Source organism: Flavobacterium sp. MEB061, assembly GCF_000834715.1.
Lineage (GTDB): Bacteria > Bacteroidota > Bacteroidia > Flavobacteriales > Flavobacteriaceae > Flavobacterium > Flavobacterium pectinovorum.
This window is the reverse complement of sequence record NZ_JXQR01000014.1, coordinates 1-26,331: the sequence shown is the minus strand read 5'-3', so window position 1 is coordinate 26,331 and position 26,331 is coordinate 1. Positions and strand designations below refer to the sequence as shown.

Genomic DNA, 26,331 nt, shown 5'->3' with positions numbered 1-26,331 from the left:
ACAGATAGAAAAGAAAATTTTAGCATATCGACGGAAAAAACTTATTTTTACTGATTATTTTAGATTTAAATATGTAATCATAAACTTACATCTGTTGAAAAGATATAATTATTGAATATTAAAGTGTAACAATTAACAAAAACGACTGTCTATTTACAGGCAATCATATTCGTTATTTTTATTCAAAAATGAAAAAAATATTTTTTTTAAGTTTTTTACTATCAACATGCTTCGTTTTTAGCCAAAAGAAAACTTTACAGGCACAGCCTATTTCCCAATCTGTTGTGATTGATGGAAAATTAGACGAAGTCGCATGGGAAAATGTTCCTGTAGCTACAGACTTTGTTATGTTTGAACCTGATAATGGCAAACCTATTCCTAATACTAAAAGATCTGAAATCAAGGTTTTATACAATAATGACGCCCTTTATATTGGTGCAATGCTATATGATGATGAGCCAGATAAGATTTTAAAAGAAATCTCTCAACGTGATAATTTTGGAACTGCAGATATTTTTGGTGTTTTCATTAATGGTTTTAACGATGGTCAGCAAAATTTTGAGTTTTTTGTTTCTGCTTCTGACGTACAAGGCGATTGTATTATGACAGATGCAAATGGTGAAGATTTTACCTGGGATGCGGTCTGGATTAGCAAAGCCAGATTAAGCGATAAAGGCTGGATTGTTGAAATTAAAATTCCGTATGCAGCTTTGCGTTTTTCTGCAGAAAATAAACAAACGTGGGGAATTAATTTTTTCAGGGAAATAAAAAGAGAACGTAAAAAATATACCTGGAATTTAATCGATACCAAAATTGGCACTTTTACTCAGCAAAACGGTAACCTGAAAGGAATTGAAAACATCAAACCTCCTACCCGATTGTTTTTTATGCCTTACGCTTCTTATTATTTAAATGCCGGTGAGGGACAAAAAACGTACGGAACAATGAAAGGCGGAATGGATATTAAATATGGTATAAACGATGCTTTTACACTCGATGCCATTTTAATTCCTGATTTTGGACAAACAAAATACGATGATCAAATTCTGAATTTGGGTCCGTTTGAGCAGCAATTTAACGAAAACAGAGCCTTTTTTACCGAAGGAACTGATTTGTTCAACAAAGGAAATATGTTTTATTCGAGAAGAATTGGAGGAGCACCGTCCATTGATCCGGATTTAAATGATGATGAAAAAATCATCGAAAATGTTCAGAACGTAAATCTTATAAATGCGCTAAAAGTTTCGGGAAGAACTAAAAATGGTCTTGGAATCGGGGTTTTAAACGCTGTTACCGAAAAAACATTTGCTGTAATACAAGATACAATAACCGGCGCAACGAGACGCGAAGTTGTAGAACCTTTGACAAATTATAATGTTTTGGTTTTAGATCAGCGCTTTCGCAAAAATTCATCAGTAACCTTAATCAATACCAATGTTTCCAGAAATACACATTACAGAGACGCCAACGTAACCGGTCTGGCGTGGGATTTAAATACAAAAGCGAATACCTATAATTTATCCGGAAATGTAAAATACAGTTTAATTAATGCCGAAGAAGATAAAAAAGGAATTTATTCAACTATTGGCTTTGCCGAAACAAGCGGAAATTATCGTTACAGTTTTGGTTCTGATTTTGTTTCTAAAGATTTCGATCCGAATGATTTGGGAATTAATTTCTATACTAATTATTACAACTTTTACGGAAATGCCAATTACAGAATTCTAAACCCGACAAAGCTTTTTAATAGTTTCAAGATTAACCTGAATATGTATTCAGAATTTAATAAAGAATCCGGAAAAGTACAAGACAATAGCATCAATGCAAATGTGAACCTGACAACCGTAAAAAATAATTATTACGGAACAGGAATTACGTTTTATCCTTTAGAATCATACGATTATTATGAGCCAAGGGCAGACAACAGATATGTCGCGCTTCCGCAAAGGATAGAATGGTGGGGCAGTATCTCGACGAATTACAATTATAAATTTGCCTTAGATTTAAATCCTACTTTATTACTTTTTAATCAATCAGGGCGACTGAATTATGGCATTGACATTGGCCCAAGATATCGTTTTAATGATAAACTATTGTTGACATACACTTTTAGCTATTTAAGAAAAGACAACAACAAAGGGTATATCGACAGTGTGGATGAAGATGATAATGAAAGCACACCTAAAGCTATTGTTTTTGCAAATAGAAATGTAATTACCTACGCTAACACTTTAAGTGGAAAATATGCCATAAACAGTGCGATGACGCTTAATTTAGCCGTTCGCCAATATTGGTCGTATGCAGAAAACAAAGATATTCTTGAACTGGAACAAGACGGAACTTTATCTCCACATCCGCAATATACCGAAAACAAAAATTCGAGTTTTTATTCCTGGAATGCTGATCTTTCTTATTCCTGGTGGTTTGCTCCAGGTAGTCAGGTTTCGGTTTTATACCGAAACAGCGCAGCTAATTTTGAACGTACAATTGACAAAGAATTCAAATCGAATGTAGCCGACTTATTAACTAATACGGCATTAAAACATGTTTTTTCTGTAAGCGTAAAATACTTTATTGACTATAATGCGGTCAAAAATAAAATTAGAAAGCGAGCGTAGTCTGAATTAATTTTAAAAAATAAAGACTTATATAATTAATTTAATATTTTTCATAACAATTCATTTTATTAAACATAAATTATGACATTGCTTTCTTGCTCATTTTATAAATGGTTTATCTTTGTAAAAAACTAAAAATGATGAACAAAAAAGTAATACTTATGATTTTAGACGGTTGGGGAAAATCTCCTGACCCTAAAGTATCTGCAATAGACAATGCAAACGTTCCTTTTATAAACAGTCTTTACCGAAATTACCCAAGTGCACAACTTAGAACTGATGGTCTAAACGTAGGTTTACCAGAAGGTCAAATGGGAAACAGTGAAGTAGGTCACATGAATCTTGGTGCCGGAAGAATCGTATATCAGGATTTAGCCAAAATAAATCTGGCAGTAGCACACAAAACGCTTGCAAAAGAGCAAGTATTGGTTGATGCTTTTAAATATGCCAAAGAAAACAATAAAAAAGTTCACTTTTTAGGATTAGTTTCTGATGGAGGTGTTCACTCTCACACTTCACATTTACGCGGATTAATTGACGCTTCTCAGGAATATGGTTTAGATAATGTTTTTATCCATGCTTTTACAGATGGTCGTGATGTTGACCCAAAATCGGGAGCTAAATACATTCATGATTTAGAAGAATATATTAAAGAAACTCCTGTAAAAATTGCTTCAATCATTGGTCGTTATTATGCAATGGATCGTGACAAACGCTGGGAAAGAGTTAAACTTGCTTACGATTTATTAGTAAATGCAAAAGGAACTCATTCTCAAAATGCAGTTGCCAGCGTTCTTGACAGTTATGCAAATCACGTTACCGATGAGTTTATCGAACCAATTGTTATGGTTGATGAGAAAGAAAATCCATTGGCTACGATTATCGAAGGCGATGTTGTCATTTTCTTCAATTTTAGAACAGACAGAGGTCGTGAGCTTACAGAAGCGCTTTCTCAACAAGATTTTCACGAGCAAAACATGCACAAAATAAACTTGTACTATGTTACGCTTACCAACTACGACGAAACATACCAAAATGTAAAAGTTGTTTACAATAAAGATAATATTACTGAAACTCTTGGTGAGGTTTTAGAAAAAGCTGGTAAAAAGCAAATTCGTATTGCCGAAACCGAGAAATATCCACATGTAACTTTCTTCTTTTCCGGCGGAAGAGAAACTCCATTTGAAGGAGAAAGCAGAATTTTAAGAAACTCTCCAAAAGTGGCGACTTACGATTTACAGCCAGAAATGAGTGCTTTCGAATTGAAAGACGCGCTTATTCCTGAATTAAACAAAGGCGAAGTTGATTTTGTTTGTTTAAATTTTGCAAACGGTGATATGGTTGGTCATACCGGAATCATGAGCGCTGCAATTCTTGCTTGTGAAGCTGTTGATGCCTGCGTAAAAGGTGTTATCGAAGCAGCTCTTGCAAACGATTATACTACAATTGTAATTGCAGATCACGGAAATTGCGAAACTATGATTAATCCTGACGGAAGTCCAAATACTGCACACACAACAAACCCAGTGCCTATTATTTTGGTTGACAAACAATTAAAAAACATAAACGATGGTGTTTTAGGCGACATCGCTCCTACTATTTTAGAATTAATGGGCGTTCAGCAACCAGCAGCAATGACTTGTCATTCGTTGTTGTAGAAAACATCTTAGGTTAAATTTTTAAACCATATAAGTTATATAAGTTCATTTAAAAAACTTACTATACTTATATGGTTTTATTTTTCCAAAAAAAACAAATCACGCTGATTTATATTTACTTATATAACTTATATGGTTTAAAAAGCATCACACTATAAAAAAGTGATAAATCTGTTCTACGCCATAAATCACAAGTCCGATCATTCCTCCTACCAACGTTCCGTTGATTCTGATGTATTGGAGATCTTTACCGATTTCCAGTTCTAATTTTTCAGAAACTTCCTTTCCGTCCCAGCTTTTTACCGTAGAGGAAATTAAATCGCCTATCACTTTTTTATTATTTAAAAGCACTGATAATAAATCAATTTTGATAAAATTATTGATTTTGTCGATCATTATTGGATCATCTTTTATTCCGGTTCCGAAACCCTGAATTAAATTTGAGATACTATTTTTGATGGAAGATTGATCCCCTTTTTCCAAATCATTAGTAATAGACAATTTTATCTCATCCCAAATTCCGTTTACATAATCCTGAACTTCTTTTTTGCCAGCAAAACCAAGAATTAAATTATTGATTTTCACTCGCATTTCTTCTGAATTTTTTACCTGATCCAGAAAATTATAAACATATTCGTCTATTTTAATTCTCACGGTGCTGTCGGGATTTTTGGCTTCATCTAAAAATTCGGCCAAACCATTAAAAATTCCTTCTGAAATGCTTTTATCGGCTAAGCCAAAACTCAAAAATGGCGTTGATTCTTTTACTTTTTTGCGAATCAAATCTTTATTATTTGCCAATTCGGTGCTCATAACTTCCATCAAATTGGTTAGCAATTGATCTTTAACGTTTCCTTTCTGCAAAGGTTCTAACGCCAACGCGACCCAATCTCCAAAATTAATTCCTTCCAATTTTTCCTTAAACTGAACCTGAATTAATCGTTTTACATCTTCATCTTTTATAGTTTTTAAAACACCCGGAATAATATTTACAACAACCAAATTAGCAATTTTATTGGCATTTTCTCCCTGTGAAAGCCAATCTGAAGCTTTAGTTGCAAAATTGAATTCTTCTATTTTAATTTCCAGTTTTTCACGATCCAGAAATTCTTCGGAAACAAAACTGCCCAGATTTTCGCCAATTTCATTTTTCTTTGTTGGAATAATCGCCGTATGCCAAATCGGGATTCCCATCGGATGACGAAATAAAGCCACAACTGCAAACCAATCTGCGATTCCACCCACCATTGCTGCTTCGCTAAACGCCTGCAATATCGGAATCTTAAAATAAATCGCAATTATAAATAAAAGGACCGCAAAACCTAAAAGTGCCAAAGCGTTTCCTTTCATTTTTCGTAAAGCTTTTTCTTTGGATATATTTTCCTGGACTATCGGAGTTTTCATGATTTAAACGTTTTTACTACTAATTTACGGTTTTTCTGTCAAATATTAAATTGAAAGGCTTTGAGTTTTTAAGAAATTAATGAGAATTAAAAAGGTTTGCCGCGAATTTCACTAATTTTCACTAATTAATTTTTGTGTGAATTTTAAAAACGATGAATTCCTAAAATTCAATTTTTGTATTAATTTTTAATTTGTGCTAATTCGTGAAATTCGTGGCGAAAAAAACAATTCGTGGCGAAAAATTTATATTAAAATTGTACTTTTGCGAACTGAAAATCTGAAAAATATGATTATCCAAAAAAGTAGAGAAGAAATTGAATTAATGCGCGAAAGTGCTTTGATCGTATCTAAAACATTAGGAATGATTGCTTCTGAAATTAAAGAAGGAGTCACCACATTATATCTTGACAAGTTAGCCGAAGAATTTATTCGTGATCATGGCGCAGTTCCTAGTTTTTTGGGATTGTATGATTTTCCGAATTCGCTTTGCATGAGTCCAAACGCACAGGTTGTACACGGAATTCCAAATAATACACCTTTGAAAAATGGTGATGTTATATCCGTAGATTGTGGTGCATTCAAAAACGGTTATCACGGTGATCACGCTTACAGTTTTGAAATTGGTGAAGTTGCTCCGGAAGTTAAAAAACTTCTGAAAATCACTAAGGAATCTCTATATGTTGGGATTCGTGAATTTAAAGCAGGAAATCGCGTTGAAGATGTTGGAAATGCGATTCAAAAATATACTGAAGCTCACGGTTACGGTGTTGTTCGCGAATTAGTTGGGCACGGTGTTGGACAGAAAATGCACGAAGAACCGGAAATGCCAAACTACGGAAAACGCGGCCGCGGAAAACTTTTTGTAGAAGGAATGGTCGTTGCTATCGAGCCAATGATCAATATGGGAACAAGAAACATCAAACAACTTAAAGACGGCTGGACTATATTAACTGCTGATGGAAAACCAAGTGCGCATTTCGAACATGACGTTGCCTTAATTGACGGAAAACCAGAATTATTATCGACTTTTCAATACATCTATAAAGCGTTAGGAATTGAGAGTAATGAAGAAGATGATTTTAGACAAGTGCCGCTTATATTATAACACGAATTTCACATATTTGCACGAATTAATATATTGCTGAAAATTTCACTGATTGATGATGATGAATGAGTTATATTTAAAAGAAGAGTCCTATAAAATTATTGGGATTTGTATGGAAGTCCATAAAATTTTAGGAAAAGGACATAGTGAAAAAGTGTATGGTGATGCATTAGAATATGAATTTCAAAGAAATGAAATCCCTTACAACAGAGAATTAAAATATAATATCGCTTATAAGGATATAATACTGTCGAGTTATTACTTTGCAGATTTTGTGATTTTCAATGAAATCATTTTAGAATTAAAAGCAATTGCAGCACTGTCAACAAGCGAAATTAAACAAACATTAAATTATCTGGCTGCATCAAAAAACAAACTAGGTTTACTAGTAAATTTTGGAGAGGATAGCCTTAAATATAAAAGAATAGTACTTTAACCCAAATCAAGGTTCGTGAAATTTCACCACAAACATTAATCCGTGTTAATTTGTGAAATTCGTGTTCAAATCTATTAAACTGTGAAAAAACTTTTTAAACTAATACTTAATACAATCCCGCGCCCATTATTAATTCGTTTGAGTTATGTGGCGCGTCCGATTTTGGCTTTATCATTAAAAGGAGATAAATTTACCGATCCTATTGACGGGAAAAGTTTTAAATCGTTTTTACCTTACGGATACGGAAAACAACGTAACAATGTACTTTCGCCAAGTACTCTTTCATTAGAAAGACACCGCTTACTTTGGTTGTATTTAAACGATCAGACTGATTTTTTTACAGCACCAAAAAAAGTATTGCATTTTGCTCCGGAACAGGCTTTTTACAAAAGATTCCGCAAGCAGAAAAATCTTGATTACACCACAACCGATTTGTTTTCGCCTTTGGCAGATGTAAAAGCAGATATTTGTAATTTACCTTTTAAAGACAACGAATACGATGTGATTTTGTGTAATCACGTTTTAGAACATATTCCGGATGACACAAAAGCGATGCAGGAATTATTTCGCGTATTAAAACCAGGCGGAATGGCTGTTTTACAGATTCCTCAGGATTTATCGAGAGAAAAAACCTTTGCTGATGATACAATTACCGATCAAAAAGAACGTGCTAAAATATTTGGACAATATGATCACGTTCGTATTTACGGACGCGATTATTTCGACAAATTAAGAAGTATCGGCTTTATCGTAATAGAAGAAGATTATACGAATAAAATTGCCCCAGAATTGGTAGAAAAATATTGTTTGGCAAAAGGAGAAATTATTCCTCTTTGTTTCAAACAGGAAATTAAACAGTAGATTTTTCACCATATAATTGATTTATAGTTCATTTAAAAAGTTTTCAAAATAGCAATATTTGAAAACTTTTTAAATTTTAGCTCAAACCCTAATACAACCCAACCCTAATTTTGAAACCTTCAAAATCATTTCAATTTTGTTTTGACGTCAGTTTTGACAAAAACCTGAACACTTATCTTCCAACTTCTTATGTCGTTGAAGGTATGAATGACATTAAATATTTAGACAAAAAAGCAACTTCCGGAATTCTTAAAAGCTTCGGAATTATATTTGATGATTTAGATTCTAATTCAAAAAAAATACTGACAGCTTGCGAATCATTAAAGCCTGAGTTTATTTTCAAAAAGTTCAGCGCAAAAATCAAGTCGGCAAAAACAATTGCTGATTTACAGAAAGACTCTAAAATTGAATTTGCGATTCGCCAGCATTTGCAATTAAATCTGGATTGCTTTTATACTTTAATTGTAAAAGAGCAATTTCCGCTGTCTATCAATATGAGCGCTGAAAAAGATTTTTTTCGTTCAAGAGTCAATATTGACCCCCGCTCTTTCGAACCTCAAATTCAATTTGACAAACACGACGCCGGCATTACTTATAGTTTATCTTTAAAAGAAAACGAAACTACCTTTTTACCCATGAATAGTAGCGTAGATGTTCTTTTAGACGAGCCGGGCTGGTTAATTATCGATAAGAAATTAGGACAGTTAAAAGATCTCAATTCTAAAAAACTTTCGCCTTTTTTAACTAAAAAATCAATCGAAATACCTTCAAAATTAGTTGATAATTACTTTAAAAATTTCATTCCAGAAATTGCTAAAAAAATTGATATCCAGGCAACCGGTTTTGAAATTGAACTTCGTGATACCATTATTTCATGCACAATTCAGCCTGTTTACGATTTCTTCAAAAACTGTTATTATCTCAATTTATTTTTTGATTATAATGGCTATTCATTTGATTCAGGCAAAACGAAAAAAACACATTCGTTTGTTGATTTCAGCATTATAAATGAACCTAAAATAATTCAGTTTAAACGAAGTGCCGATGAGATTTTATATACAAATAAATTAGTTGAAATTGGTTTAACAAAAATCAAAAACGAATTATTGGGATTGAATTCTGAAACAGAAATTAGTGATCCTTACACCAATATTCAATTTGTTATTGATCGTAAAGAAGAACTTGAAAATCTGGGATTTACAATTCAGAATTTAAAACTCGAAAGCAAAGAAATCATTACAGAAAACCATACGGTTACAGCTTCAAAAGAAACAACCGGAGATTGGTTTGACATTAAAATAATCATTACAGTTGGAACTTATACGATTAACTTCAGTGAAATAATTCCTAATATAAAAAGTAAAGAAAGACTGTTTTTATTGCCAGACGGAAATTATTTTTTGATTCCCTTAGAATGGTTCAGTAAATATAGTTCGCTGGCAAAACTGGCGAAAACAGAAGACGGAAATCTTCTTTTGCGTAAAAGTAATTTTACTGCTTTGGATGCAATACCGGAAATCAAAAATGACATTGAACCCATTTACGAAGCTGAATATGTAGCTTCTGATTTGCTAAAAGCTACTTTGAGACCCTATCAAATTGATGGTGTAAAATGGCTTTTGGGTCATTTTAACTCAAATCTTGGTGCTTGTCTGGCTGATGATATGGGACTTGGTAAGACTTTACAAACCCTGGCCGTTCTGGTTGCTGTTCAGGAACAATTGGGTTTTACAACAAAAACCACGAATTTTGATTTGTTTCAAAATGAAACTACCGTACAAAGAGAACCATTAAAAACACTGATTGTTTTACCTTCTTCATTGGTTTTTAACTGGTACAATGAAGCTGCGAAATTTACACCGCACTTTTCGAAAATGCAATATGTGGGTAACGACAGAAAATTATTAGCAAGCAGATTAGATTCTTGTGATTTAATTTTTACAAGTTATAGCATTGTGCATCGCGATATTTCAATTTTAGAAAAATACAATTTTCGCTATTTAATTTTAGACGAAAGTCAATACATTAAAAACAAGAATTCTAAAATTTTTAAAGCGATTAATAAAATAAAGACTTATAATAAAATTGCGTTGAGTGGTACGCCGATAGAAAATTCGCTTGATGATTTATGGTCGCAAATGGAATTTATAAATCCAGAAATTTTAGGCAGTTATAATTTTTTCGCAGAAAATTTTAAAATTCCGATTGAGAAAAAGCAAGACGAAAACAGTTTATCTGAATTAAAAAACCTGATTCAGCCTTACATATTAAGAAGAACCAAAGAACAGGTTTTAAAAGACTTACCAGAATTAACAGAACAGATTTATTACTGTGACATGGATCCTGAACAGGAAAAATTATACGAGCAGGAAAAATCAAAAGCTCGTAATTTTTTATTGAAAACAGACGGATCAAGTCCTGACAAAATTAGCATTATCAATACGTTGATGAAGTTAAGACAGTTGAGTAATCATCCAAAAATGGTCGATCAGGAATCTGAAATTGATTCCGGAAAATATATTGCGGTTACTAATTATCTCGAAACTTTAGTAAAAGAGAAACAAAAAACGATCATTTTTAGTTCGTTTGTTACTAATTTGAATTTTTACACGACTTGGTGTAAAGAAAATAAAATAACATTCTGTGAAATTACGGGTGAAACTCCGGCAAGTAAAAGAGAACAGCAAGTAAAACTTTTTCAGGAAAAAGAAGAGCCTCTATTGTTTTTTATTTCGCTTAAAGCGGGCGGCGTTGGTTTAAATATTACCAAAGCTTCTTATGTTTTATTTCTTGATCCGTGGTGGAACCCTTTTGCTGAAAAACAAGGAGTTGGACGAGCACACAGGATTGGACAATTAAATAAGGTAAATGTTATTCGCTTCATTTCAAAAAATACGGTAGAAGAAAAAATAATCAAATTGCAGGAAAACAAAAAGCTGTTATCGGATTCCCTTTTAGAAGAAAGTTTTGTTAACGATGAAATCGAAGTTAATCTGGATTACATTTTGGGTTCTTGATAAATTGTTTTTAAAACCAATAAAACGTACTATTTTTCGTTATATAAATTGTTATATTTACAATCTTACAACGCAATAAGATGTCAAAATTTTTGTTTCAGAACTTTCTTTTGTTTTTCATTTTTACTTTCGCGACAGCGCAGGAAGTACAAACAGAAGTAATTCCTCCTTATAATATAAAAACAGTTTCGTTTGTTCAAAACGGAAATAATGTTGTGCCAATATTTGAATTAGGCTCCACGTTTGAATTGCAATTTGATGATTTATTTGGTAACGAAGCCAATTATTATTTTGATATTACGCATTGCGATTACAACTGGAAACCAACCGATATTCCTAAAACAGATTTCATTCGTGGTTTTGATAATCAAAGAATTACAGATTATGTAAATTCTTTTAACACGCTTCAGGTTTATTCACATTACCGGCTTGCTTTTCCTAATCAGTTTACAACGCAATTACGACTTTCAGGAAATTATATTTTAAAAATTCTGAACGAAGATAAAGAAGTGGTTTTCTCGAGAAAATTTATTTTATATGAAGAACATTCGACTGTTGCGGCCCAGGTAAAAAGAAGCCGAAACCTCAGCAATATAGACTATATGCAAAATCTTGAATTTACGATACTTTCTAATGATATTGCTTTTCAAACGCCTTTGCAAAATGTGAGGGTGCTTTTGCTGCAAAATGGAGATTTTAATACCGCAATTAAAAACATTCCTCCTCAATATACTATTGGCAATCAGTTAGTTTATAAATATGGACAGGAAACTTTGTTTTGGGGTGGAAATGAATTTTTATATTTTGAAAATAAAGACATTCGGGCCGCTAATAATAATGTAGGGAAAGTAGGATCTAATAATGATATTTATAACTCTTATTTGTATACCAATGCCGCAAGAGCCAATCAAATTTATACCAATTATGAAGATGTAAACGGTAATTTTGTAGTTAAAAACATCAACGGTTCTAACAATGAAATTGAAGCCGATTATGCCTGGGTTTATTTTACACTTTCTGCACCAACATTCAGATCAAATAATAAGGATATTTATGTTACCGGAATGTTTAATAATTACAGCTTATCGGCAGAAAATAAAATGGATTACAACCAGGATAAGGGAGTTTTTGAAAAAGCAATTATGATCAAACAGGGTTTTACCAATTTTCAATATAAAATCGCCGATAAAAAAGGCATTGTTGATTATGAAAATGCTATTGATGGCAACTTCTATCAAACCGAAAATGAATACACAATATTGGTATATTATAAGCAAAGTTCTGATCGATATGAAAGAGTTATCGGAAAGGGGAATGCTAACTCTATCAATATCACCAATTAAAACATTGTTAAAGGATTTCGGGTAAACGAATTTTTTTCGTAAGTTTGCCACTATAACACTCACATATATACGACGTTAGTATGGTTTCTCAGATTACAAGAGGCATAAAAATATCTGTTTTAACTAGTTTTGAAGGTACTTACTTCAAGAACTACAAGATTCATTTTGCCTTTAGTTATGTAATTACAATCGAAAATCATAGTAAAGATTCGGTTCAGTTAACTTCTCGTCACTGGGAAATTTTCGACTCTCTTAACGATCTAGAAGTTGTTGATGGTGAAGGAGTTATCGGTAAAAAACCAGTTTTAAAACCTGGTGAAAATCACACTTATAGCTCTGGTTGTTTGCTTTCATCTCCATACGGAGCCATGAAAGGTCATTTTAATATGATCAATTTTACCACAACAAAAACATTCAAAGTAATTGTTCCTACTTTTAGAATGTGCGCTCCTTTTGCACTGAATTAATTTATTGCAACTTCTATTATTCCCTCTTTTGTAATCGCATAAACTTTGTCTTTTTCTGTTGGAATTAGATATGAATTTCCTGTAAATTCTCCAAAAGCCGGAAAAATCAACTGATTTGGTTTGTGAAAAAAGCAAGATAAACTTAAAAATTGTCGCCCTAATCCTCGTAATTGTATTCCGGGATGAATGTGTCCGCAAAAATTAAAGAAGTTTTCTTTTTCTGTGGGATGATGGGTTAATAAAAAATTGCCTATTTCTAATTCATTAAAAATTTCAATATTTAAATCTGAATAGTTTTGTTTAGAAATAATATCGTGATTTCCTTCCACCAAAATTATTTTCTGCGAATGTTCTTTAGTCCATTGCACAAAAAGATCCCATTCGTTATTGATTTTACTATGAAACAAATCGCCCAAAAAAACGATTGTTTTTGGATTAAATAATTCTAAAACTGTTTTTAATCGGGTAAAATTTTCAAAAATGGCATTGTTTGGAATTCCGATTCCGTGTTTTCTAAAATGTGCCACTTTTCCTAAATGCACATCTGAGATTAAAAGTATTTTTTCTTTTTCCCAAAAAACAGCACCAGATTGATGCAGAATGAAATCCTGATTGTTTATTATTATGTTCATTTACGCTGTTGTAATTATTTTTAACACATAGAACCATAGCATTTGGAATGTTTTGAAAAGAAGTTTCCCTTTTTATATCAACATATAGCTATGTGAAAAACGAGTTTTCTTAAATAATATTTCTTAGTTAAATAGAATCTATGTTTCTGTGTTAAATTAGATTTTTAGAATCAGCCAAAAAAGTGTGATTCAAGAGGTTTTATCCAAAAATCAGTCCAAAATTATTTCATGTAACTGGCTGTCATTTTTTTAATTCTTTCTGACAATGTTTCACTTGATAATTTTTCCCGAAGTCGGTCTGTAATTATTGGAAAACTAAAAGGTGTTGGTTTTTTGCATTGTTTCCATTCGATAGTTTGCCCGTTAATTCGTTCTAAAGCCTGAATCAAACGTCCTTCTTCTAACTGATGTTCGAATGTTTCGATATAAGCTTGCTGGAGCAATAAATTGTCGGGTTCATAATCTCTGAAAACTTCAAAAAGCAATTGCGAACCGCTTTGCAAATGTTTAGTTTTAACTGGTTTTCCGGGCATTCCGGTAAATACCAAACCGGCAATTACAGAAATATCCCTGAATTTTCGTCGTGCCATTTCTGTCGAATTCAAACTTTTTTGTAAATCGTGATGTACGTATTCTGTTGAAAATAAATTATTATCAAAAACACTTTCCATATCAATTTCCTGATCAGAAAGTAATTCAAATCCATAATCATTATAAGCTAATGAAAAAGTGATTGGCGACAATAAGCTGATGCGATACGAAATAATACTAGCCAAAGCTTCGTGTACAAATCGGCCTTCAAAAGGATAAAAAACAGCATGAAACCCCTCACGGGTTTTAAAGGTTTCTATTAAAAATTGATTGGTATCCGGAACGATGCTTTCTTTTCTTTGTCTTGCAAAAAGAGGCTGCAATGCAATTAGTTCCGGCGTTAACTTATCAGTATTTGCGGTATATAATTCTTCTCTCAATAATTCACTCATTTGTACCGATAAAGCCATACGGCCACCCATCCAGCTTACTACTCTTGATGCTTTTTTAGGATCTGCTTTTCGCACTAAAACCTGCATATTTTTTACGCGGAATAATTCAAGTCTTTTTCCGGCAAACGTAAAGACATCTCCAGGCTGTAGTTTTGAGGCAAACCATTCCTCAATAGAACCTATATAGCCTCCGCTTAAAAACTTAACATTTAACGACGCATCGCCAACAATAGTTCCAATCTGCATTCTGTGATGCATAGCAATCATTCGGCTGTGGATTTTAAAGCGTCCGTCTTCTTCAACTTCAACTTTTTTGAATTCGTCATACGCTTGTAAACTCTGGCTTCCATTGGTAATAAAATTCAGAATCCAGTTCCAGTTTTCTTTTGTCATGTTTTGATAACAAAAGGTATTTTTGACTTCTTCAAAAATTTCATCGGGATAAAATCCATCAGAAACTGCCAACGTATTTAAGTATTGCACCAAAACATCCCAACTGTTCAAGTACGGAATCCGATCTTCGACAATTGTTTTTTCAGCTGCTTTTTTTAATGCCGATGCTTCAATTAACTCTATAGCGTGCGTGGCAAGAAAATAAATCACACTTTCTTTCCCGGGCTGATGTCCGCTTCGTCCGGCTCTCTGCAGAAAACGCGCAACGCCTTTTGGTCCGCCAACCTGTATAATAGTTTCAACAGGTGCAAAATCAACACCCAAATCCAGACTTGATGTACAAACTACTACTTTTAAGTCTTCATTTCGAATCGCATTTTCAACCCACAATCTGGTTTCTCTACTTATGCTTCCGTGGTGCATGGCCATATCTCCGGCAAATTCAGGATATTTTTCTAATATCGCCTGAAACCACATTTCGCAGGCAGAACGTACATTGGTAAAAATTAAAGTCGTTTTACTTCTTCTGATGATTTTCGCAACCTCATCAATTAAGTGCAAACCCATATGACCTCGCCACGGGTAACTGTCCATTTTTTCAGGCAGAATCGAAAGCACTTTTATTTTCTTATTGATGTTGGCCTTTATTAAAACTGAATTTTGATAGGCTTCAGAATTTAATCCTAATAAAACCTGTTGTGCTAATTCAAGATTTCCAATTGTAGCTGAAATTCCCCAAATACGCATTTTGGGCGCCACTATTTTTAATCTTGACAAAGCCAATTCCATTTGAACACCACGTTTTGTGCCTAATAATTCGTGCCATTCATCAACCACAATAGAGGAACAATTGGCAAAAGTTTTCGCAAATTCTTTTGATGCAAGAAGCAATTGTAAACTTTCAGGCGTTGTTATCAGCAAATCCGGCATTTTTTTGCTTTGCTTCGCTCTTTCACTTTGAGAAGTGTCTCCAGAGCGGATTCCGACTGTTAATGGCAACTCTAAATCTTCGACAATTCGTTCTGCTGCTTGTTTTATTTCTACCGAAAGTGCTCGCAAAGGTGTAATCCAAATAGCTTTTAATCCCGGTTTATGTTTTGTTTTATAATTCGGGTTTTTCTTCATGTAATCAAGAACTATCGGAAACCATAAAGCATAGGTTTTTCCGCTTCCGGTTGGTGCGTTTAATAAACCGTTTTTGCCTTGTAAAAAAGCCGTCCAGGTTTGAGTTTGAAACGGAAATGATTTCCAACCCTGATCCTGAAACCAATTTTCTGCAATAGCGTATAATTCTTCTCGATTCATTATGATATTTGATTTATAGTGCAAGTAATTTTAACACATAGAAACATAGTTTTTTGAAAACGCATAAAGTCGTTTCACTTGCATTAATGGACATAGCTATGTGTGGAAACTTGTTTCTTTTGTATTCTTTTTATACACATTTTAACCTATGTTTCTATATGTTAAATTTTTTTTTACGAAATCATACTTTTTAAGTCTTCAATCGAATTTGCTTCGTCAATTTTTTTGTCGTGTCGCCATCTCAAGATTCTTGGAAAACGTGTTGCAACGCCGCTTTTGTGTCTTTTTGAAAGTGCGATTCCCTCAAAACCAATTTCGAAAACCAATTGTGGCGTAACGCTTCGAACCGGACCAAAACGTTCTAATGTATTTTTCTTTATAAAATCATCTACTCTTCTAAATTCAGCATCGGTTAAACCGGAATAGGCTTTTGCAAATGTCACCAGTTCTTTTTCCCCATTATCATTGGTTTGCCAGAGCGCAAAAGTATAATCGGTAAATAAGTTCGATCTTCGCCCGTGACCTCGCATGGCGTAGGTTAAAACGGCATCGATTACCAAAGGTTCAATTTTCCATTTCCACCAATCGCCTTTTTTTCTTCCCACCAAATACGCCGAATCATTTCGTTTTAACATCAAACCTTCGCTTTTCATTTCGCGGGCACGCATTCTTTCATTTGTCACATCTTCCCAGGAATGGAGCAAAACCCTTTCTGATAATTGAAAAGAAGCCGTTTTATCTTTAATTGAATCGTATAATTGTTCTAATAATAATCTTCTTTCGGCATAAGGCAAATGGCGAATATCCTGCCCTTCCCATTCTAAAATATCGTAGGCTTTTAAAATTACGGGGACTTTTTCGAGTAAACTTGCTGAAATGGCTTTACGTCCGATTCTGGTTTGCAAATCATTAAAAGTTCCGATTTCACCTTCTGGAAAAGCTAAAATTTCGGCATCAATTACGGTTCCATCCGGAATTAAACCAACGAAAGATTTAAACTCAGGATATTTATCCGTAACCAACTCCTCACCTCTTGACCAGACATAAATTTCGCTTTCGCGGATGATGGTTTGCGACCTGATTCCATCCCATTTATGTTCTATAGACCAATCTTCGGGATTTCCCAAATTCTCAACTTCTCCTTCAATCGGATATGCTAGATAAAACGGATAGGGTTTTGATAAATAATCACTGTTTTGTTCATCCAAAATCAATTCCTGAAAAGTGATCGTATTCGGATCCCAATTTCCCATTAATTTATACGCCAAAGCATCTTCATCAACATCTTCTGCTTTAGAAAGTGCTCTTGTCATTAATTTTTGGCTTACGCCGATTCTAAAACTTCCGGTGATTAATTTGGTAAAAACAAAGCGTTCGTAATAATTGAGCGCGAGCCAGTTTTGCTGCAAATATTCTTTTTTATCAGGATCTGATTTCTTTTTTAAAGCGATGATTTCCTGAAGATATTCAGTTAAACTTTTGTCTGAATGTTCTTTTGTGGTTGGAATTATTAAGGCAATGGTTTCGGCTAAATCTCCCACGATATGATAACTTTCTTCAAAAAGCCATAGCGGAATATTAGCGATTTCATTTGCCCAATTTCGCAATAAAGTGGTATTGACAGGTCTCGGCGGACGACGATGTGAAAGAATGGCAATGGTCCAAACTTTATCTTCCGGTGATGCATTTTTAAAATACATCGTCAGCGCATCGACTTTTACATTCGTTTTATTCGAACTATCAAGGACTTTTATGAGTTGGGCGAAATTTTTCATTCTCGAATTTCTTTTTCGGTTTCAACTTCTCTTTCCATTTCTGCCGTTTCGCCTTCATATTGGGTTTTCTCGGTTCTGGCGTCGTATCCTATTTCTCTTAAATATTTAGAAAAAATATCGGTATAACCATGCGTGCAAATTACTTTTTCTGCGCCTGTTGCTTTTATGCTATCCAAAAGAGAATACCAATCGCAGTGATCACTCAAAACAAAACCTTTATCAATCGCACGTCGGCGTCTGGCTCCGCGAAAAGCCATCCACCCACTTGCTGAACCTGTAACGAAAGGTGTCATTTTCCTGATCCACGTACTTCCGTGTGCGCTTGGCGGTGCGAGTACAATGTTGCCTAATAAATCTTCTTTCTTAGTTTCATAAGTCACCAATTTTGTTGGCGGAAGATCAATTAACGGACGAACTACGTTGGTCATATTTTCGATAGCGCCGTGTGTATAAATGGTTCCGAGATCTGTATCTAAGTATTTTAAAAGTCGTTGTGCTTTTCCTAAAGAATATCCGAACAAAATCGAAGTTTTTTCTTCTGCTTTATTTTCTGCCCACCAATTGTTGATTTCTGTAATCACTTCGGCTTGCGGAGTCCAGTTAAAAGCGGGTAATCCAAAAGTGCATTCGGTTATAAAAGTGTGGCATTTCACCACTTCATACGGAACAGATATTCCGTCATCTTCAGTTTTATAATCTCCTGTAAAAACCCAAACTTCGCCTTTATGTTCTACTCGAATTTGTGCGCTTCCAATAATATGTCCGGCGGGATGAAAAGAAAATTTCACATTATTGATTACAAAGGTTTCGTTCCAGTCTTTTCCCGTAACATTTATTTCGCCCAAACGATGGCGAATAATTGGAATATTGGTATGATGTGTAATATAATTTTGATGCCCCCAGCGTGCATGATCAGAATGTCCGTGTGTAATAATGGCGTTTTTCACCGGTCGCCACGGGTCGAGATAAACATCGGCCTGCTGGCAATAAATTCCATTATCATTAAAAGCTAAAAGGGGAATTTTCATTTCGTTACTATTTAAATATTTTAAAAATATTTGGCGTATTTGTATCAAATTTAATTATTAAACAGCTGATGCTCTTTACAATTTAGCCCGATTTGTTTATTTAATTACAACTTTTAATATTGTGTTATGATATAATCAAAATATCCTTTGTACTTTTGTGAAAATTTAAATAATTCGTAATTTTAAATACTTACAACCCATGTTAAAAGGATTCTTTCATGTACCAAAAGCGGTAAACGAACCAGTAAAAGGTTACGCACCGAACTCACCAGAAAAAGCAGCTGTTCAGGCAGCATACACTTCAATGTGGAACTCTAAAATCGATGTTCCATTATACATTGGTAGTGAAGAAATCAAAACCGGAAATACAAAAACTATTTCAGCACCTCACGATCACAAACATATCGTAGGAACGTATCATTTAGCTGAAAAACAACATATCGAAAAAGCAATTGCAAATGCGCTTGAATCAAGAAAAGCATGGGCAAATATGGCATGGGAACAACGTGCTGCTATTTTCTTAAAAGCTGCTGAACTTATTGCAGGTCCATACAGAGCGCGTATCAACGCTGCTACTATGATTGGACAATCTAAAAACATTCATCAGGCAGAAATTGATGCTTCTTGCGAATTGATCGACTTTTTACGTTACAACGTAGAATTTATGACTCAAATATACAACGATCAGCCAAAATCTGATTCTACAGTTTGGAACCGTTTAGAATACAGACCTCTTGAAGGTTTTGTTTACGCGATTACTCCATTCAACTTTACTGCTATTGCTGCAAATCTTCCTGCAAGTGCTGCTATGATGGGTAACGTTGTTATTTGGAAACCAAGTGACAGCCAAGTATTTTCGGCAAAAGTTATTATTGATGTTTTCAAAGAAGCAGGTGTTCCTGATGGCGTTATCAACGTTGTTTTTGGAGATGCCTTAATGATTACTGATACTGTTTTGGCAAGTCGTGATTTCGCCGGAGTTCACTTTACAGGATCTACTCATGTATTTAAAGATATCTGGGCAAAAATTGGCGCCAATATTAACAATTATAAAACTTACCCAAGAATCGTTGGTGAAACTGGTGGTAAAGATTTTATCATTGCGCACCCAAGTGCTAACGTAAAACAAGTTGCAACAGGAATTACTCGTGGAGCATTTGAATTTCAAGGGCAAAAATGTTCTGCAGCTTCAAGAGCTTATATTCCGCAAAGTTTATGGCCAGCTGTAAAAGAACAATTAATTGCTGATGCAAAATCAATGAAAATGGGTTCTCCGGAAGATTTCGGAAACTTTATTACAGCAGTTATTCACGAAGGTTCTTTTGATAAATTGGCGAGTTATATCGATCAGGCTAAAAAAGATGCTGATGCTGAAATCATCATTGGAGGAAACTACGATAAATCTGTAGGATACTTTATTGAGCCAACCGTTATTGTAACTACAAATCCAAAATATACTACAATGGAAACCGAATTATTCGGACCAGTTATTACTATATATGTTTACGAAGATGCAAAATGGGAAGAAACTTTAGAATTAGTTGATACTACTTCTGAATATGCTTTAACAGGAGCTGTATTTAGCCAGGATCGTTATGCTATTGAAGTAGCAACTACGAAATTGCAAAATGCTGCAGGTAACTTCTACATTAATGATAAACCAACCGGGGCAGTTGTAGGAATGCAGCCTTTTGGTGGAGCAAGAGCTTCCGGAACTAACGATAAAGCTGGTTCTGCATTGAACTTATTACGTTGGGCTTCTCCTAGAACTATTAAAGAAACTTTTGTAACTCCTGAAGATTACAGATACCCATTTTTAGGATAATACATTAGATCATCTAATTTATATAACCCACAGTTGTCTTTTGATAATTGTGGGTTTCTTTTTTAAACAACTCATTTTTAAATAATTGTAAAATTTGTAGTACTTTTCTTATGTTACTAGAAATCAGTCACTTACCTTCTAAAAAATCCTAATTTATCATTCAAAAAACTTATAGTATCAGGTTAAAAATAAGCTAACATATAATTTTGTCAAAGTTTTAAATCACAAAGAAACAAATAGAAGAAACAGTTTTACTGATATAAAACATGACACTAATTCTAAATTAAAAAGCTTATGAAAAATTTAAAAAATGTTCCTGAAATCATTGTAAAATCAAAATGTATTGGTCACCCAATTAATTTTAAATGGACAAAAAAGAAAATAGATGCGATTTTAGATCCTTTGGAAGGAAATGAAGAACTAGAAATTGCATTAACCCAAATTAACCATAAAGCTGCTATAGGTTTAACAGCAGCTCTTTTAGAATGGGTAAATTGGCGCTTTACAGGATATACAAAAGCAGCAAATGATATCGACAGACGTATCGAAGCACTTTGGGCTTCAATTGTTAATCCTGAATATTCAAGTCCTCTTGATTTTGATACAGATTTAAACATTCCTGCAACAAATTCTGTAAACGGACCAATTTGGGTTGCTCTTATGAATGTAAAAATGGTAGATGTAAGATATAGAAAAGGATCATACTATCTTCAAAACGAACTTGTTGGTTTAGTTTTACTTGCACGTCATATTTCTCCAAAAAAGAAAGTATTTGATAAATGGTTTAGTAGTAGAATAATAGAATTAGCCCGTTTGCTTCCTTGCCAATATAGTGATGAGAATCTTGACGAAACAGACGAAGCAATTTATGATTCATCAAATGAACCTGTAATTTGCAGAGAGTTTTTCTTCGATCCTAAATTCAAATATTCTCCTGAAGCAGCAACACAATCTCTTAATGAGTTTATAGATCATTTAGATCAAAAAAGAAATTCATTTTTACAAATACAAGAAATGGCTTATTAGTTTAAATAATTTCAATTAAAAAAAACCGAATCTAAAATTTTAGATTCGGTTTTTTTTAATTGAAGATTTTCAAAGCTGAAACTTTTGAAACAAAATTTTAAGGTTGAAACTTCAATGGCAAATGCACGACTTTTTTAGTCTCAAAAAACTCATCTTCAAAAATATCTGCCAAATCATATAATGTTGCTTTTGGAAAATCTTTTAATTCTTCTGCCAAATCTCCACCTTTAAGATATAAAATTCCGTTTTTCAATGCATGCTTGTGTTGCTTTTTGATTTTATCTTTTATCCAAGAAACAAAATCCGGCATATTGGTAACGGCACGACTTACAATAAAATCGAAATCTCCTTTTACCAATTCGGCACGCTTTTGTTCTGCTTTTACATTTTTCAATTCTAAAGCATCAACAACGCCCTGAACGACTTTTATTTTCTTGGCTATAACATCGATTAAATAAAAACGGGTTTCAGGAAAAAGAATCGCTAACGGAATCCCTGGAAATCCTCCACCGGTTCCAACATCAAGAACAGTTGCTCCAGGTTCAAACTTCATGATTTTTGCAATTCCAAGTGAGTGCAAAATATGTTTTGTATATAAGGCATCAATATCTTTTCGCGAAATAACATTGATTTTTTCGTTCCAATCGTGGTATAAAAAGTCTAATTTTTGAAATTGTTCGATTTGAATGTCGGTCAAATCAGGAAAATATTTCAATATCTCATCCATTGCTCTAATTTTTTAACAAAAGTACTACTTTACGATTGAAATATTTAACTCAATTTTGCAAATTGAAAATTTATAATAATTACCTTTGAAAACTATTTAAATTAATTATGAATAACACTGCGCCTACATTTGCTAAGCAAGACAATCTGAAGTTCTTCAGAACACTTAACTCACGAGTAAACAATTACTTCAAAGAGAACAACATTCAGAAAACCGGAAACTGGAAGCTGCACTTAAAAGCCATTATTCTGTTTGCCGTTTTTTTAACGCCATACTTTTTGATATTAACTCTTGACATGCCTTTTTGGGCACAATTGTTATTAAACATTCTTATGGGAGTTGGAATGGCTGGAATAGGTATGAACGTAATGCACGATGGAAACCATGGGTCTTACTCTTCTAAATCCTGGATCAATAAAATTATGGGCGGAAGCATTTATGTTTTGGCCGGAAATGTACACAATTGGCAAGTACAACACAATGTACTTCATCATACGTATACTAATATTCACGGTCATGATGAAGATCTTGATGCCGGAAGAATTATTCGTTTTACAAAAAATGCTGAATGGCACAAATTTCATAAATTTCAACATTATTATTCTTTTTTCTTATACGGACTTTTGACTTTCAATTGGGCTTTAACGACTGATTTTAAACAAATGAAAAACTATCTGAAGAGAAAATTATCATACGGAACACCGCAAAGTCCGGCTAAATTATGGACCGTTTTAGTAATAACAAAAATAATTTATGTTTTAATCTGGATGGTTTTACCAATGGTTTTAGGTGTAACATGGTGGAAAGTTGTTATTGGCTTTTTCGTAATGCATTATGTTGCGGGATTAATTTTAAGTGTCGTTTTTCAATTAGCACACGTAATTGAGGAAACTTCAAATCCGGTTCCAAATGAAAACGGCGAAATGGAAAATACATGGGCCATTCACCAATTATATACAACGGCTAATTTTGCTCCAAAAAACAAAATAATCAACTGGTTTACCGGTGGTTTAAATCATCAGATAGAGCATCATATTTTTCCAAATATCAGTCACATTCACTACGGAAAAATTGCTGAAATTGTAAAACAAACTGCAAAAGAATGCAACTTGCCTTATCATGAATTCAGAACCATGAGAGGAGCTGTTATAGCACATTACAAGCACTTAAAAGATCTTGGAATGAAACCGGAACTAGCATAAAAATCAAAAATCTATTAATAATTAACCTTCCTTAATTAAGTTGAAATTAAGGACATTCAAAATTTTTATAATGAATCATATTCTTTCAGACAGAATTAACAACTTAGCGACATCACAAACCTTAGCAATGGCTGCTTTAGCACGTGAATTAAAATCGCAGGGAAAAGACATTATCAGTTTAAGTTTAGGTGAGCCAGACTTTAATACGCCAGATTTTATTAAAGAAGCTGTTAAAAAAGCAGTTGACGAAAATTACAGCACCTATTCTCCGGTAGAAGGTTATTTAGAATTGAGAGAAGCTATTTGCAGAAAATTCAAAAGAGATAATAATTTAGAGTACAAACCAACTCAAATTGTAGTTTCTACAGGAGCAAAACAATCTTTATATAATATTGCACAAGTAATGTTAAATGATGGTGACGAGGTTATTTTACCGGCACCTTACTGGGTTTCTTATTTCGAAATTGTAAAATTGTCTGGCGGAGTTCCTGTTGAGGTTCCAACGTCTGTAGATACTGATTTTAAAATTACACCAGCACAATTAGAAGCTGCCATTACACCAAAAACAAAAATGATGTGGTTCAGTTCTCCTTGTAACCCATCTGGATCTGTGTACAGCAGAGAAGAGTTAACAGCTCTTGCAAAAGTTTTAGAAAAACACCCAAATATATATGTTGTTGCCGATGAAATTTATGAGCACATTAATTTCTCAGGAACTTTCTGCAGTATCGGTTCAATTCCTGGAATGTTTGAAAGAACAATTACTGTAAACGGAGTAGCAAAAGCATTTGCTATGACAGGATACAGAATTGGTTACATCGGTGCGCCGGAATTCATTGCAAAAGCGTGTACAAAAATTCAGGGACAAGTAACTTCAGGAGCAAACTCTGTGGCGCAACGTGCTACAATTACTGCTGTTGATGCAGATGCTAGCGTATTAAACCACATGGTTAAGGCTTTTCACGAACGCAGAGATTTGGTTGTTGGTTTATTAAAAGAAATTCCGGGAGTAAAAATCAACGTTCCTGAAGGAGCATTTTATGTTTTCCCAGACGTTTCTTCTTTCTTCGGAAAAACATTAAAAGGAACAGAAATTAAAGATGCAAACGATTTATCAATGTATCTTTTAGGTGAAGCAAACGTAGCAACCGTAACAGGAGACGCTTTTGGAAATCCAAACTGTATCCGTTTCTCTTACGCAACAAGTAACGACATATTAAAAGAAGCTTTACGCAGAATCAAAGAAGCTTTGGCTGTGTAATTCTTATAATTAATTATACAAAAAGGGTGCTTCACAGCACCCTTTTTTATTACCCGTTATTGCAATACTAAAGCAGCAATATCTCTCGTAAGCGCGGTTGGCGAATTACAATCGCAATTGCTCAATCCTATTACATAAACCTGTTCACTAGGTTCATAAACTCCCATTGATTTAAAACCGAAAATACTGCCTCCGTGCTCACGTACCAATTTCCCGTTTAAATCTTTTATATGCCAGCCATATCCATAATCAATTTTACTGCCATCCTTTAAAGTATAATTTGCAAACGCTTTTTCAGCAATTTTTGAACTAATTAATTTATTAGAATCAATTGCATTTTGCCATTTTAACATATCATCTACATTAGACATAATTGAACCAGAGGCATATGGTATTGAAAAACTAATATAATTTGCATTCACAACTCCGTCCCTGTTACGATAACCAGAAACCCTGTTTTTTATTATTTTATCATGACTTGCATAATAACTGTTGTTCATCCCGATTTTTTCGAAAATATGATTCCGTATAAAATCTTCATAAGTTTGACCAGATACAATTTCAAGAATATATCCTAAAACAACATATCCTGAATTACAATACTTAAACTGTTCTCCTGGTTTAAAATCAATAGGCTCATTTTTAAAAAAATCAACCAATTCTTTTGGAGACAAATCCTCTCTGGCAATATTTTTTATAGCTTTCATGCTCGTAAAATCTTTAATTCCAGAAGTGTGTATCAATAAATGATGTATCGTAATAACATTTCCATTGGTTGGGTAATCCGGAATAAATTTCGTGATATCATCATCCAGCTTAATCTTGCCTTGTTCAACCAGCATTAGGATTGAAACAGCCGTGAATTGTTTGGTCATAGATCCAATTTCAAAAACAAACTCAGGCTGCATTTTAATATTGATTTCTAAATTTGCCTTTCCAACAGCTTTCCTGTAAACCACTTTTCCTTTCTTAGCAACTAAAAAAACTGCTCCCGGACCGTCGGGTTTAAATTTCTCGTTTACCAGCTTATCTATTTTAGATTCTAAATTTTGACTAAAAGCAGCCGAATAAAATATTAGAAAAAACACCATGTACACTTTAAAAATTGATTTCATATTTACTATTAATTAATGATTGATCTACTTTTGACGACATCATGATCTGCTTGGTTACAAAAACAATAGCACTCAAATATTTTGGGCGTGTCCCTCCGGGTCGGGCTATTCGCTGCAAGTCCTCGCACTTCCTTCGTCAGGCTGTGGGCT

The 26,331-nt window shown here is 33.8% G+C and carries 19 protein-coding genes; 12 read left to right on the top strand and 7 right to left on the bottom strand.

Annotated features, from left to right (window positions below; translation table 11 throughout):
* Positions 1-188: 188 nt before the first annotated feature.
* A complete protein-coding gene (locus tag RT99_RS05605) occupies positions 189-2,618 on the top strand; it encodes a DUF5916 domain-containing protein (protein ID WP_042563762.1) in 2,430 nt (809 codons plus the stop codon).
* A 140-nt stretch (positions 2,619-2,758) separates the two neighbouring features.
* On the top strand, positions 2,759-4,276 hold the full coding sequence (gene gpmI, locus RT99_RS05600; RefSeq protein WP_042563761.1) for a 2,3-bisphosphoglycerate-independent phosphoglycerate mutase: 1,518 nt from the start codon (positions 2,759-2,761) through the stop codon (positions 4,274-4,276).
* Between the two features lie 147 nt (positions 4,277-4,423).
* Here gpmI and RT99_RS05595 read toward each other — a convergent pair whose 3' ends face one another.
* Entirely contained in the window at positions 4,424-5,680 is a 1,257-nt protein-coding gene (locus RT99_RS05595; protein WP_042563760.1) for a DUF445 domain-containing protein, read from the bottom strand.
* Positions 5,681-5,966: 286 nt separating this feature from the next.
* On the opposite strand from RT99_RS05595, the gene map reads away from it, so the two are divergent.
* The 6 genes from map to apaG all read left to right on the top strand — a co-directional run bounded on the left by map (position 5,967) and on the right by apaG (position 12,909).
* Positions 5,967-6,785 (top strand): type I methionyl aminopeptidase, encoded by an 819-nt coding sequence (map, locus tag RT99_RS05590; RefSeq protein ID WP_042564046.1) that lies wholly within the window; start codon positions 5,967-5,969, stop codon positions 6,783-6,785.
* A gap of 61 nt (positions 6,786-6,846) precedes the next feature.
* On the top strand, positions 6,847-7,221 hold the full coding sequence (locus RT99_RS05585; RefSeq protein ID WP_042564045.1) for a GxxExxY protein: 375 nt from the start codon (positions 6,847-6,849) through the stop codon (positions 7,219-7,221).
* Positions 7,222-7,302: 81 nt separating this feature from the next.
* The gene (locus RT99_RS05580) at positions 7,303-8,082 is read left to right on the top strand and encodes a class I SAM-dependent methyltransferase (RefSeq protein ID WP_042563759.1); all 780 of its coding nucleotides are present in this window, start codon (positions 7,303-7,305) and stop codon (positions 8,080-8,082) included.
* Positions 8,083-8,192: 110 nt separating this feature from the next.
* Positions 8,193-11,099, top strand: coding sequence for a DEAD/DEAH box helicase (locus RT99_RS05575; protein ID WP_042563758.1), 2,907 nt, complete (start codon positions 8,193-8,195; stop codon positions 11,097-11,099).
* Positions 11,100-11,179: 80 nt separating this feature from the next.
* Positions 11,180-12,442, top strand: coding sequence for a DUF5103 domain-containing protein (locus tag RT99_RS05570; protein WP_042563757.1), 1,263 nt, complete (start codon positions 11,180-11,182; stop codon positions 12,440-12,442).
* A gap of 80 nt (positions 12,443-12,522) precedes the next feature.
* A complete protein-coding gene (gene apaG, locus RT99_RS05565) occupies positions 12,523-12,909 on the top strand; it encodes a Co2+/Mg2+ efflux protein ApaG (RefSeq protein WP_042563756.1) in 387 nt (128 codons plus the stop codon).
* On the opposite strand, the gene pdeM is transcribed toward apaG, so the two are convergent.
* The 4 genes from pdeM to RT99_RS05545 all read right to left on the bottom strand — a co-directional run bounded on the left by pdeM (position 12,906) and on the right by RT99_RS05545 (position 19,025).
* Entirely contained in the window at positions 12,906-13,541 is a 636-nt protein-coding gene (pdeM, locus tag RT99_RS05560) for a ligase-associated DNA damage response endonuclease PdeM (RefSeq protein WP_042563755.1), read from the bottom strand. The genes apaG and pdeM overlap by 4 nt on opposite strands.
* A 221-nt stretch (positions 13,542-13,762) precedes the next feature.
* Complete coding sequence (locus RT99_RS05555; protein WP_042563754.1) at positions 13,763-16,222, bottom strand: ligase-associated DNA damage response DEXH box helicase; 2,460 nt, start codon at positions 16,220-16,222, stop codon at positions 13,763-13,765.
* A gap of 173 nt (positions 16,223-16,395) precedes the next feature.
* A complete protein-coding gene (locus RT99_RS05550; RefSeq protein ID WP_042563753.1) occupies positions 16,396-17,997 on the bottom strand; it encodes an ATP-dependent DNA ligase in 1,602 nt (533 codons plus the stop codon).
* Positions 17,994-19,025, bottom strand: a complete 1,032-nt coding sequence (locus tag RT99_RS05545) for a ligase-associated DNA damage response exonuclease (protein ID WP_042563752.1) — start codon at positions 19,023-19,025, stop codon at positions 17,994-17,996. The genes RT99_RS05550 and RT99_RS05545 overlap by 4 nt, the downstream gene beginning before the upstream one ends.
* Positions 19,026-19,224: 199 nt before the next feature.
* Here RT99_RS05545 and pruA point away from each other — a divergent pair, with 199 nt between their 5' ends.
* Together pruA and RT99_RS05535 are read left to right on the top strand one after the other, a co-directional pair.
* Positions 19,225-20,850 (top strand): L-glutamate gamma-semialdehyde dehydrogenase, encoded by a 1,626-nt coding sequence (pruA, locus tag RT99_RS05540; protein ID WP_042563751.1) that lies wholly within the window; start codon positions 19,225-19,227, stop codon positions 20,848-20,850.
* 294 nt (positions 20,851-21,144) lie between these two features.
* The gene (locus RT99_RS05535; RefSeq protein WP_042563750.1) at positions 21,145-21,876 is read left to right on the top strand and encodes a hypothetical protein; all 732 of its coding nucleotides are present in this window, start codon (positions 21,145-21,147) and stop codon (positions 21,874-21,876) included.
* A gap of 97 nt (positions 21,877-21,973) precedes the next feature.
* On the opposite strand, the gene rsmG is transcribed toward RT99_RS05535, so the two are convergent.
* Positions 21,974-22,603 carry a 16S rRNA (guanine(527)-N(7))-methyltransferase RsmG gene (rsmG, locus tag RT99_RS05530; RefSeq protein ID WP_042563749.1) on the bottom strand — a complete coding sequence of 210 codons (630 nt, stop codon included), beginning with the start codon at positions 22,601-22,603 and terminating at the stop codon, positions 21,974-21,976.
* Between the two features lie 107 nt (positions 22,604-22,710).
* Between rsmG and RT99_RS05525 the strand changes: the two genes are divergently transcribed.
* Both RT99_RS05525 and RT99_RS05520 read left to right on the top strand, forming a co-directional pair.
* Complete coding sequence (locus tag RT99_RS05525) at positions 22,711-23,805, top strand: acyl-CoA desaturase (RefSeq protein ID WP_042563748.1); 1,095 nt, start codon at positions 22,711-22,713, stop codon at positions 23,803-23,805.
* Between the two features lie 70 nt (positions 23,806-23,875).
* Positions 23,876-25,066, top strand: coding sequence for a pyridoxal phosphate-dependent aminotransferase (locus RT99_RS05520; RefSeq protein WP_042563747.1), 1,191 nt, complete (start codon positions 23,876-23,878; stop codon positions 25,064-25,066).
* Positions 25,067-25,122: 56 nt separating this feature from the next.
* Here the strand turns inward: RT99_RS05520 and RT99_RS05515 are convergent, their stop codons facing one another.
* Positions 25,123-26,181, bottom strand: a complete 1,059-nt coding sequence (locus RT99_RS05515; RefSeq protein ID WP_042563746.1) for a serine hydrolase — start codon at positions 26,179-26,181, stop codon at positions 25,123-25,125.
* Positions 26,182-26,331 lie beyond the last annotated feature (150 nt).